Annotated in this window: 8 protein-coding genes and 1 tRNA gene; 4 read left to right on the top strand and 5 right to left on the bottom strand. The window is 50.8% G+C overall.

The window, feature by feature from the left end; genetic code table 11:
- Position 1: 1 nt before the first annotated feature.
- Positions 2–3,001, bottom strand: a complete 3,000-nt coding sequence (locus tag M1D30_RS11080) for a PEP/pyruvate-binding domain-containing protein (protein WP_248503957.1) — start codon at positions 2,999–3,001, stop codon at positions 2–4.
- Between the two features lie 10 nt (positions 3,002–3,011).
- The gene (locus M1D30_RS11085; RefSeq protein WP_248503958.1) at positions 3,012–4,676 is read right to left on the bottom strand and encodes a S41 family peptidase; all 1,665 of its coding nucleotides are present in this window, start codon (positions 4,674–4,676) and stop codon (positions 3,012–3,014) included.
- A gap of 205 nt (positions 4,677–4,881) precedes the next feature.
- Here M1D30_RS11085 and M1D30_RS11090 point away from each other — a divergent pair.
- Positions 4,882–4,955: transfer RNA gene (locus tag M1D30_RS11090), tRNA-Asn, on the top strand.
- A gap of 174 nt (positions 4,956–5,129) precedes the next feature.
- On the opposite strand, the gene M1D30_RS11095 is transcribed toward M1D30_RS11090, so the two are convergent.
- Entirely contained in the window at positions 5,130–5,519 is a 390-nt protein-coding gene (locus M1D30_RS11095) for a hypothetical protein (RefSeq protein WP_248503960.1), read from the bottom strand.
- 69 nt (positions 5,520–5,588) lie between these two features.
- Positions 5,589–6,017, bottom strand: coding sequence for a hypothetical protein (locus M1D30_RS11100; protein ID WP_248503962.1), 429 nt, complete (start codon positions 6,015–6,017; stop codon positions 5,589–5,591).
- 172 nt (positions 6,018–6,189) lie between these two features.
- Here M1D30_RS11100 and M1D30_RS11105 point away from each other — a divergent pair, with 172 nt between their 5' ends.
- Positions 6,190–6,873, top strand: a complete 684-nt coding sequence (locus M1D30_RS11105; protein WP_248503963.1) for a response regulator — start codon at positions 6,190–6,192, stop codon at positions 6,871–6,873.
- Positions 6,851–8,371: a cell wall metabolism sensor histidine kinase WalK gene (locus M1D30_RS11110; protein WP_248503964.1), complete on the top strand. Its 1,521-nt coding sequence runs from the start codon at positions 6,851–6,853 to the stop codon at positions 8,369–8,371. The genes M1D30_RS11105 and M1D30_RS11110 overlap by 23 nt, the downstream gene beginning before the upstream one ends.
- Here M1D30_RS11110 and M1D30_RS11115 read toward each other — a convergent pair.
- On the bottom strand, positions 8,368–10,071 hold the full coding sequence (locus M1D30_RS11115) for a Na/Pi cotransporter family protein (RefSeq protein ID WP_248503965.1): 1,704 nt from the start codon (positions 10,069–10,071) through the stop codon (positions 8,368–8,370). The two genes, M1D30_RS11110 and M1D30_RS11115, sit on opposite strands and share 4 nt — an antisense overlap.
- Before the next feature lie 197 nt (positions 10,072–10,268).
- On the opposite strand from M1D30_RS11115, the gene M1D30_RS11120 reads away from it, so the two are divergent.
- Complete coding sequence (locus tag M1D30_RS11120; RefSeq protein WP_248503967.1) at positions 10,269–12,035, top strand: Ig-like domain-containing protein; 1,767 nt, start codon at positions 10,269–10,271, stop codon at positions 12,033–12,035.
- Positions 12,036–12,042 lie beyond the last annotated feature (7 nt).

Below are 12,042 nucleotides of genomic sequence, written 5' to 3' on the forward strand. Positions count from 1 at the left end.
CCTATTCCGCCTCAGTCGTAGGCAATAGCACCACGCCCGTCTGCTTCTTGCCGTCCATCATCACCTTGAGCGGACGCTCGAAGCGCACATGGCGCACATGTTCAGTCTCCTCGATAGCAGGCATGCTGTCGAGGATTTCTTTTTGCATCACACCGTCGCCCGTATAGGTATTGATGGTGAAGTAGCCCACACCAAACGAGGTAAGGTTCTGGAAGAAGTGCGTGCCCTGCGAGGGGTCCACGTGATAGTTCTTCAGTCCAGCCTCCACGATGACGCGTGCCGCCGAGATATGCGGCCATTTCACAGGGATACCCAGCCAGTAGTCGCTCGAGCCCCAGCGTCCTGGTCCAATCAGGATATAGTTCTTATCCTCGTTCAGGAACTTACGGTTGATGGTCTCAATCTCATCGGCAATCATCGGGTTGTTGGCCGCCGTAAAGTTCTCGTCGGTCTTCACATACACCACATCGAACACATCCTCCGAGATACCATGACCCAGCGAGTTATTCGAGCGCAGCAGACACTGCTCGTCAGGAATCTGCTGCAGGTCTTCGTCCAGCACCTGCTTCGAGTCCACGATAGGACGGATCTGCAACAGGTAGAACTCGCCCGTACGGTCGTCGTTCAGGTTGCAGGCAAACTCAATCTCCACAGGCCGGCGCATCTCGTCCGAGCCGAACTTCTGCGACATCTGGAGAAGCTCAGGCAAAGGAAAGACACCCTGCTGCAGCACACCACAGAACGAGATAATCTTTCGTCCGCCCTCGTAGATACCGTCACGAATCACCTGGTCCATGGGGTCGTAGGTCGAGGCGATATACGTCAGCGAGCCATCCTCATCAGCCTGGCGCACTCGCATCTTCTTGATGTTGAAGCCGTCGTCCACCTGGAAGTCGTCGCCCACATGACTCATATCCAGTGCATAGAAGCGCGTCTGCGTATCGCGCAGCGCCGTCTCCATCTCGCTGGTCTGCAGCACCTGATGTGGGTGATAAGGACTCACGCGCAGCGTCTGTCCGCCGTCCACGATATATTTTCCAAGTCCCAGAGCCAGCGAGGCAATACCCTCCTCGGCCGTCTCGTCGCCAATGGGATAGTAGTTCAACGAGCGCAGCACACCCGAGAACGTAGGATAGTAGAGGTCGCCATAGCGATGACCCACCACCTCTTGCAGTATCACCGCCATCTTCTCCTGGTCGATAACGTTCTGCGTGGCCGTCATGTAAGCCTTCGAGTCGCGATAATAGACGCTGGCATACACACTCTTGATAGCACAGGCCAGCATGCGCAGCATCTCGTACTTATCGTCGAGCCAGGGAATCATATAGGTTGAATAGATACCCGCAAACGGCTGATAGTGCGAGTCCTCCAGCAGCGAGCTCGAGCGCACGGCGATAGGTGTCTTGATGGCGTCGAAGAAAATGAAGAAGTCCTCAATGAGATCATCGGGCAACTGCGCCTTGAGGAAGTGCTGCAGAATCACCTCGTCAGGCGCATCGCTCAAGGCTATCGACCACAGGTTATTGTCGTCCATAAAGCGGTCGAAGAAGTCGGTACACAGCACCACCGTCTTAGGAATCTGCACGGTGGCGTTCTCAAACTGGTTCAGTTCCGGATGGCGCTTGATGATATTATCGAGGAACGCCAGGCCACGGCCCTTGCCGCCCAGCGAGCCCTCGCCGATGCGGGCAAAGTGGGCATAGCGGTCGAACTTCAGTCGGTCGAACACAGCCACCACGCCAATGTTCTTCATCCTACGATACTGCACGATAGCGTCGAAGATAATCTGTCGGTGGGCATCCACATCCTGCAGCTTATGCCATGTGACATGCTTCAGAAACTGCGACACAGGGAAGATGGCTCGTGCACAGAGCCAGCGACTCATATGGTTACGACGGATGTGGTGCATCAGCGAGTTGTGAGGAATCTTGAAGATATTATCCTGCAGTTCCTTCAGTGTTTTCACGCGTGCCACCTCCTCGTGGGTCTCTGGGTCACGGAACACGAAGTCGCCAAAGCCCAGGTGCTCCTCAATCATCTTGCGCAGGTCCACATTAAACTTCTTCGAGTTCTTGTCCAGGAAGTCAAAACCCTCGGCCCACGCCTTCTCGCGGTTCTGCACCTCACTGCTCTCCAGTATCAGGGGCACATACTCATCATGCTGACGGATGGCGCGCAGCAACTTCAGTCCTGCCTCAGGGTCGCCCTCCTCCACATGACTCAGTCGGCCAACAGGCGTCTGCATCGGGAAACGTGTATCACTGATCACACCCAGCGTATTCTCTGCATACTTCTCGTAAATCTGCATCGCCTCCTCATAGTTCGTGGCCAGCACCACCTTGGGGCGTCCACGCTTACGCTGGGCGGCAGCATGGGGGTTCAGGGCCTCCGTCGAAAAATTCTTCGACTGCTGCAGAATATAATTATAGAGGTTAGGCAGCACACTCGAGTAGAAGCGGATATTATCCTCCACCAGCAGAATCATCTGCACGCCAGCCTCCTCAATATCATGTTCAATGTTCATCTTATCCTCAATCAACTTAATGATCGACAGGATAAGGTTCGTGTTGCCCAGCCAGCAGAACACATAGTCGAAGATACTCATATCCTCGTTCTGCATGCGCTTGGTGATACCATGACTGAAAGGTGTCAGCACCACGCAGGGCACCGATGGCTGTATGCTCTTCACCTCGCGTGCCACAGTAAAGGCGTCGTTATCGGCCGTACCAGGCATACAAATCACCAGGTCGATGTTCGTCTCGTCCAGCACGCGGCGCGCCTCCTCAATGGTACTCACCTGGGTGAAGATAGGAGGAAAGCGCATGCCCAGTTCGGTATACTCATCAAAGATTTTCTCGTCCACGCGACCGTCGTCCTCGAGCATAAACGCATCATAGGGGTTGGCCACTATAAGAACGTTGAAGATGCGTCGCGTCATCAGGTTGACGAACGACACATCTTTCAAGTAGAGGGAGTTAAACTCCTGTGGAACATTTGCCATATCTTGGGGTTTACTTCTTTTGCTTTACGGGTTGAAGAATGCGCTGGTATTCAGCAGGGTCGTTGAGTATGCGCTCGGCCTCTCTGAGCTGACCGTCGTAGTTCAGTCCAGCCTCCAGCGAACCCTTCTGATAGTAGTAGGCAGCGATGATGTCCAACTCCAGCACCTGCTGAATGGTCTTGCGATGCTTGTCCAGGTCGCTGGCCACATTATGTTTCAGTTTCTTCTCCAGTGCGTCGAAAGCCTCCTTGGCGTCGTCATAGTAGCCCTCAAACTTCGCTGTCTTCACCAGCTCGTCAAACTGCTTCTGCGACACGGGGTCGTAAGTAAACCCACTGTCGATGACACGCTGACGGAACGCCTGCCAGTCGGCCTCAGTCAGGTGGAAGTCCTTGGCTGGCGCAATCGTGGGATGATGGTCCAGATAGTCCACCACATAGTCGAACATCACCTCAGTCGAGTCGACGCCACTGGCCGACAGATAGTAGGCGATATTAGGCATCGTATCACTCTTCACCTCCACATCGGGCATGATGCCGCCGCCGTCGCGCACCTCACGTCCGCCACGGGTGTGAAACACCGTGGTCAGCGAGTCGGCAATGCGTTCTTTGCCATTGCGCTTATAGTTGATAGCCTGGATGCAGCGCCCACTGGGAATATAATAGTGGGCCGTAGTGATCTTCACGTTCGTGTTATAGGGCAGGTCCATAGGCACCTGCACCAAGCCCTTGCCATACGTGCGCGTACCTAAGATAACTGCACGATCCAGGTCCTGCAGGGCGCCACTGGTAATCTCCGAGGCCGAGGCGGTCTCGCCGTTCACCAGCACCACCATGGGCATCACGGTGTCCACAGGCTCCAGTCGGGTCTTATACACACGGTTGGCCTGACGCACCTTACCCTTGTTCTCTACCACCGTCTGCTCCTGCGGCACCCACAGGTTCACAATATCCACGGCCTCCATCTCGCTGCCGCCGCCATTGCTGCGCAGGTCGAAGATCAGGGCCTTGGCACCTTGGTTCTTCAGGTCGATAAAGGCGCGGCGCACCTCTTTGGCGCATCCCTCAGTAAACTGATTCAGGTTGATATAGCCAATGTTGCCTGGGCGCATACCGTAGTAGGGCAGCACGGGCAACTGGATATTGCGGCGCGTAATCTTGAACTTCATTTCCTTGCCTGTCGAGGGGCGTTTCACCTTCAGCACAAAACTGGTGCCGGCATCGCCACGCAGGTGCGAGCTCACATAGCTCACGTTCTTGTCGGTCATCGTCGTATCGTCGATGCTCAGGATGATGTCGCCCTTGTGCAGTCCCACCTCGGCAGCAGGCATGCCCTCATAGGGCTCGTCGATCACGGCATGCTTCAGGCGTGTGTGATACTTTATTAATGCGCCTATGCCTGCATACTTACCCGTGAGCATCATCTGCAGGTTCTTCGTCTCCTCCTCAGGGAAATACTCGGTATAGGGGTCCAGCGAGCGCAGCATGCCGTTGATGGCTGCCGTCATCGTCTGCTTGGGGTTCAGCGTATCCACATAAAAGAGGTCGAGATTACTGTATAGCGAGTTGAAGATATCCAGGTTCTTGCCTACCTCCAACTGGTGGTTCTCTTGGGCCGAAAGGGTCATGGGTAGCATGGCCACCATCATCAATATTGTTTTTATACGTCTGTTCATATACGTCTTTGTTAGTAAACACCGCAAATTGGCGGCCATTCGTTATTTTGACTGCAAATTTAGCGTATTCTCCCCAAAAACACATCCTTTTTCCCTACTTTTTATAAAAAAATCACTTTTTTCTAAAATTTTTCTCGAAAAAGTTTGCGTAATTCAATTTTTCGCCGTACCTTTGCACCCGCAAATCAGAAATGACACGCACACTGCTTCAGTAGCTCAGTTGGTTAGAGCACCTGACTGTTAATCAGGGGGTCGTTGGTTCAAGCCCATCCTGAAGCGCCTAAAGGGAGTTAGAGAAATCTAACTCCTTTTTCTTTTCCATCTGAACAAATTTTGGTTATCTATTTACGTTTTTTTAAGTATTACATTTGTGTTACATTTTACAAAAACCAGCAAAGTGGGGTCGCTGAAGCGATAGCCCCCACTTGCTGAATCCTGTGTGTATGTCACAAACTAAATCAGTTGTGCAATGATTTGCACATGCTTGCCTTCATAGAAACGAGGTTCAAAGACGGGATTGTATTTGAAATCGCCAAAGCGGAACAACTGAAGGCCACAGAACTGATGATCGTCGCTCAGACAGAGTTCCAGGCGGAAGTTGCCGTTAACTCCAACCACGGGTTTGCCCTTCTGCACGATGTCAACAGCCATCTTGTCAAAGGGCATCTCCAGCAGGCGCTCCAAACGCTCTCCCTCAGAGGGGCTATATTCCAGTATGTAGGCCTTAACCTGGCTCTGAGTAGGCGTATAGATGGCCTTGGTTGAAAACAATGATTTCTTAATCTCGATATGCGTATATGCGGAAAGGGCAGCAGCCATCTCCAAGTGTTTGATACTTGACATAGTTGTTACAAATTATAAATTAATAAAGTGAATTGATTTTGTGTGTCCTTGTGAAATCAGACAACTACGTCAACGAATGATGTGCCTCAGTGCGATGACATAGTAGTCGCACGAGGCCGACATGCAGAATGGAGCCGTCTCCTGGCGGCACCTGCTGTCGTAAAAGAAATTAAGCTGTTTGACAATATGTTGCCGCAGGGCAAAGCTACCGAGCGGCGTGATGGTTCTTTCTGTTTTAGAGCCTTGTGAGGGCAGGATGCGCTGAGGGCGTGAACTGCAGACACGATAGAGCTGTGAGGCATCAGTCAGCGTGGCTTCATGATGGTGATGTTGCTGAGGAGTTATGACCGATGACTCAGCACGCTCTGGCAAGCTTTGCGAATACACAGTTTTTTGTTCTTGCCAGTTCTGCAAGACTGTCAAGCATACAGCTAATAGTGCTATCCAAAGCCAAATAAAACTGCGCTTCTGTTTCATTCTGCCTGCAAAGTTAGCCATTATTTTTTAGAAAATGCTTAGAAGCAATTATGAATTTGCATAATTAGAGAAAAATCCAATAATTATCATGTTAAAACACCTACGATGTTGAGATTTAATAACATTGTAATATAAATCCTTTCTATTTTTCGGAAAAAGTATATAACTTTGCGTCTTGAAATTCAGAAGAATTATGAAGATACTTGTTGTAGATGATGAGCAGGATATCTGTGAAATACTGCAATATAACCTCGAGAATGAAGGTTTTGAGGTGGTTACAGCCAATTCAGCAGAGGAGGCTCTGGAACTACCCCTACAAGATTATTCGCTTATTCTGCTAGATGTTATGATGGGAGAAATGTCGGGGTTCCAGATGGCGCGCAGACTAAAGAACGATCCCGCTACGACACAGATTCCCATTATCTTCATTACGGCACTGGACAGTGAGGACAATCTGGTAAAAGGACTCAATATCGGTGCTGACGACTATATCGCTAAGCCACTGAGTATGAAGGAAGTGAAAGCCAGGGTGAAGGCTGTGCTCAGACGTACTCAATTGCAGCAAACCGTTCCTGCTGCTGCAGATAATACGATGACTTACGAAGGAATTACGATTAATCTGAATGCCAAGACCGTTGTATGTGACGGGAAGGAACTGGATTTCACTAAGCTGGAATTTGAATTATTATCTTTCTTTCTCCAACATCCTAACAAGGTGTTTTCTCGGGAAGACTTATTGAAGTATTGTTGGCCACAGGATGTGCTGGTTCTTGACCGCACGGTAGACGTGAACATCACAAGACTGCGTAAGAAGATAGGCCGTTATGGCAAACAAATAAAAACACGTGTAGGTTATGGCTACTGCTTTGAAAGATGAGATTAAGCGAGAGCAGAACCAAACTCGTTTGAGCTCTGCCGAGCGTGAGCATTTTGCGCCGGAGGCGAAAAGTAAATCCTTTCAGCGCAATCTGCTGTTCAGTATCGGTGGTGTTTTCCTGCTCTTTGCTGTTTGCTTTAGTGTGTATCAATACCAGCGTGAGAAGGAGTACAAGATTGACATTCTTCACTCACGTCTTCAGATGTACAACTATGAAATGGTACAGACACTTGGTGAAGACAGTCTAACTAATAATCGTTTGTTTCGCGACTATGTAGAACGGCATAGCATGGAAGGACTTCGTGTGTCAATCATAGATAAGGACGGACTGGTAATCCTGGATAGCTACGAGACCCAGGTGGATTCGCTGGGCAACCATCTTCAGCGAACAGAGATACAGCAGGCATTGCATCATGGCAACGGCTACGACATCAAGCGCCTGTCGCAATCCACCCACGAAACCTACTTTTACTCTGCTACCCGCTTCGGCAATGTCATCGTGCGTACTGCTGTGCCCTACTCTGCCGAGCTGACACGCTCGTTACAGGCCGACAGCACCTATATGTATTATGCCATTGTGCTGACGCTGCTGCTGGGTGTAGCCCTCTATTACATCACCCATCGCATCAGTCGCCATATCGGCTATCTGCGAGAGTTTGCCATGAAAGCCGAAGAGGGCCAACAGCTTGACCACGAACTGGAGCGACGTTTGCCTGACGACGAATTAGGCGACATCAGTCATACCATCATTATGCTTTATTGGAAACTCCGTCATTCTGAGGAAGAAAAGGTACGCATCAAGCGCCAACTCACTCAGAATGCTGCCCATGAACTGAAGACGCCTGCCGCCAGCATTCACGGTTATCTGGAGAGCATTCTGGATCATCCCGACATGCCCGAAGACAAGAAAAAACACTTTCTGGAACGCTGCTATGCCCAGAGTGAACGCATGACCAAACTACTGCTTGACATGAGTGCACTCACCAAGCTCGACGAGATGGACGACAGTCGTACAGACAGCCGAAGCGCATATCTGCAAGTTAACGTCGGTGCCATCGTACAGAATGTGCTCGAAGACACATCGCTGCAACTGAACGAAAAGCACATCACGCCATCCATACAGATGCCCAACCATGTGGAAGTGCAGGGCGACGCAAGCCTCATCTACAGTATCTTCCGCAATCTGATTGACAACGCTATCGCCTACGCCACAGGAGCCTCGCGCATCGCAATCATCTGCAACGAGGTGGAGCACGAAGGGCGCCATTTCTATGAGTTCCAAGTGAGCGACGACGGCCCAGGCGTAGAACCAAAACATCTGGAACACCTTTTTGAGCGTTTCTACCGTATCGACAAAGGGCGCAGCAGGAAACTCGGCGGCACAGGCCTCGGCCTCGCCATCGTTAAAAATGCTGTTGCTGTTCACGGCGGAACAACAACAGCACAACTTACTCCAGGCGGAGGGCTCACCATCAGGTTTACACTCGCAAGGTTTTAGCCTTGCCCATTGTAAGGTCTGTCTTCAAAGTCGTTATTCAGTCCTTTTCCTGCCTGAACAACGTTTATTACATAGTCGCCCAGTTTCTCACATTCCGAGATGAAATCTACGTAGAAAACGCCGAGCTGATAACTATAGAGCCCTGAGTTAACATCGTGCAGGTTCTGATTTTTCAGCTGCGTACGATAGTTATTAATCTCGTTTTCGATGTTGTACGAGGTGGTCGGACGGGAAATGGGTGCTGCAATACGCTTCTGCATTTCAGTGAGAGCCCCATCTACAAGCCCCAACATCGTCTGCATATGTTGCAGTTGGGTGTCGGTAAAATCATCGTGACAATTCAGGCGATGGCGATTCAGAGTGCGACCGAGGTTATACACCGAGTCGCCGATACTCTCCAGTTCGGATATCTGGCGCAACATCTTTTGTATCTGCGCTTTCGAGGCATCCGACAATCTACCCTCACTCACCTTGTTCAGGTAGGCCGCTATCTCCATCTCCATCGAATCGGTGATATTCTCGTATTTCTCAATGCGAGAAAAAGTTTTATTGAATACCACTTCATCCTCCGTCTGCATCAGATCTGTAACAAAACCAAACATTCTGTGACAGCGTTCGGCAAAATTCTGAATCTCCTTCTGAGCCTCCATAATGCTGAGTTCTGCTGTAGAGAGCAGACCACCAGAAATGAACTTCAGACGATAATCCTCGTCCTGTTCCTTCATCGGCAGTACGCGACACACAAGTAACTCTATCTGATGAACAAAGCCAATGAGCAACAGAGTATTAATGATATTAAAGGCTGTGTGGAAGGTTGAAAGTTTATAGAGATCGTTTCCGCCGCCCATCACGCTATCAACAAACCAACTGACGGCGTTACAGGCAGGATAGAATACGATAAGGAACACCACGACACCAAAGACATTGAAGAACATGTGGGCCAGTGCGGCACGGCGTGCCTGTGTGTTAGCGGTGAGCGAAGCCATAAATGCCGTAATGGTTGTACCGATATTCTGCCCCATTGCCAAGGCGGCAGCCTGTTCAAATCCAAAGCCGGGAATATTCATACCAAATAGCATCAAAGTAATAGCCATCGTAGCTGCTGAAGCTTGTACAATCATAGTCACCAAAGCACCCACGATCACAAACAATATGATGGTGAAGAACGAATCCTGCGGCACGTGCGCCAGCATGCCAGCCACCATATCGCCGATGTTCATCTCTGTGGCTGCATCTTGCAGAAATGAAAGTCCCATGAACAGGAACGAGAAGCCGAAGATGAATTCGCCAATGCTCTTGCGGTTACCCTTGCCACTGAATATCAATGGCATACCGATAGCCAACAAGGGGATAGCAAAGGCAGCGATGTTCACCTTAAAGCCAACAGCTGATATAATCCATGCTGTAACTGTTGTTCCGATGTTTGCACCCATGATGACGCCAATAGACTGTGCCAGCGTCATCAACCCTGCATTCACAAAACTTACAACCATCACGGTTGTGGCACTCGACGACTGGATGAGTGCCGTAATCAGGATACCCGTCAGCACACCCATCACGCGGTTCTTGGTCATAGCCGCCAGAATGCTACGCAGGCGGTCGCCTGCAAACTTTTCAAGTCCTTCCGACATTGTCTTCATTCCAAAGAGGAACAACGCCAGAGAACCAACAAGCGAGAAAATGTTAATAATCAATTCCATTCCTTTGTATTTTTGCTGCAAAGGTATCACAATCTTGTTACGTCCCCATTACGTTGATATTACAATCCTGTTACAATTACAGTCTTTCGTTGATAATCTCTTCCATTTTCTTTGGTCAGTCAATTTTTTTTCGTACCTTTGCGCTCGCTCTTTGCGAGCAAGCAAGTTATTCATCCATAAAAAATTATTTTTTACCAATGAAACGATTATTACTATCACTTATCGTTATCCTAACTGCGTTGCACGTCAGCGCCTACAAGAAACAGTCCATAGACATTACCGTCAACGGCAAGAGTAGAAACATGGTGGTATTCACCCCCAACAGTCTGCCCGCCAACTCACCTCTCTTCATTGTGACGCACGGCATGAACCAGGACCCGGAATACCAGTATGGCTCCGACAAGATGTACGAGATGATCGACACGGCCAAGTTTGTCATTGCCTATCTGCGCAGCAACGGCAGCACTTGGGACACTGGCGGCACGGGCGACCAGCTCTTTGTGAGCAAGACCATCGACGAGATGTACACACGCTATGAGATCAACAAGGACCGTGTCTACTGGTCGGGCTTCTCCATGGGTTCCATGCTCATTCACCATTGCATTGCCAACATGCAGAACAAGATTGCAGCCTTTGCCCCCACCAGCGGCATCCAGTTCTCTGAGTCGCCCTGGAACAACTGCTCAAAGCCCGTCAACCTGCTGGAATGTATTGCCTACGGCGACGATGTGTTTGGCTACGAGAAATATGGCATCCACGCCTATATCGAGAACTATGCCAAGCACGACAAGCATACCAGCTACTCAAAGACCACAGGCTATAAGCCCATCAGCAGCTCCTGGTACGACGGCGACCTGGAGAAATGGACGGGCGGCCCCAATGGTGGCGAGGTGTGGCTCTATTCTTATAATAATGGCGGCCACTGGCCCATGGACCTGAACCGCCACCTCATCTGGAACTTCTGCAAGCGCTTCACGCTGAACCAGCCCAACGCGCACTTCACCCAGCCTGCCGGCGAAACCACCAACCTCTGCATGGCACCCAAGGACAAAGCCACATTCCCTGACATCAGCATCGCTGCCACGGCCAAGGCTAGGAGCGCCACCGTCAAGAAGGTGACCTTCTACGATGGCAAGACGTTCCTCGACTCACTGACGGCCGCTCCCTATCAGGCATCAGTCATTCAGCCCAAGAGTGGCAAGCACAACCTCATTGCCGAGGTGACCGACAGCAAGGGCCGTACTGGCAGTTCCTCTTGCCTGGTGAACAACGTCCTCACACAGACCTCCTACTCGCTGGTGCAGCGCTTCAAGACCGAGGGTTCCGTGCCACAAGACTGGTATGCCAGCGATGGCTCCACCAAGCGCATTGGTGGCGGACTGCCAGCCACCAGCGGCCCCCGACTTCTGCGTTTCACAAACAGCACACGTGCCTTCCAGTATGGCCTGCTCGTCCAAAACGCCACTGGCAAGGAGAAAGCTGCATGGGCCAAGTTTGGCACCAGCGAAGGTCGCTCCTCTCTCTATCTGCATGCCGGCCATTATATAATAAGGTATAAGGTGTGCAACTGGAACCGCCCCTCGTTCTCGCCCATCACCGTGGCCATCGAAACAGCCGAGGGTGAGGAAACAGCCTCAACCACCTATACGCCCAACGTCAACATTGGCAACAACGTGGCCAACAAGTTTACAGGCGTCACCCTCCAGTCGTTCGAGTTCGACATCACCAAGTCGGGCTACTACGTCATCGCCTTCTATGCCGATGCCGCCCGCAATGCCGACTTCGTGGTGGGCACCATCAACATCCAGGCCATGAGCTTCGACACCACTGGCATCACCGATGTCACCAAGTCGAACAGCCCTGCCCCCACCCGCATCTACGACCTCAGCGGCCGTCGCGTGGCCAACAAACAGCTGAAGCCAGGCCTTTATATTATTAATGGTCGTAAAACAGTGGTAAAATAATTGCGTA

The sequence above is a fragment of the Prevotella sp. E15-22 genome (genome assembly GCF_023204875.1).
Taxonomy (GTDB): domain Bacteria; phylum Bacteroidota; class Bacteroidia; order Bacteroidales; family Bacteroidaceae; genus Prevotella.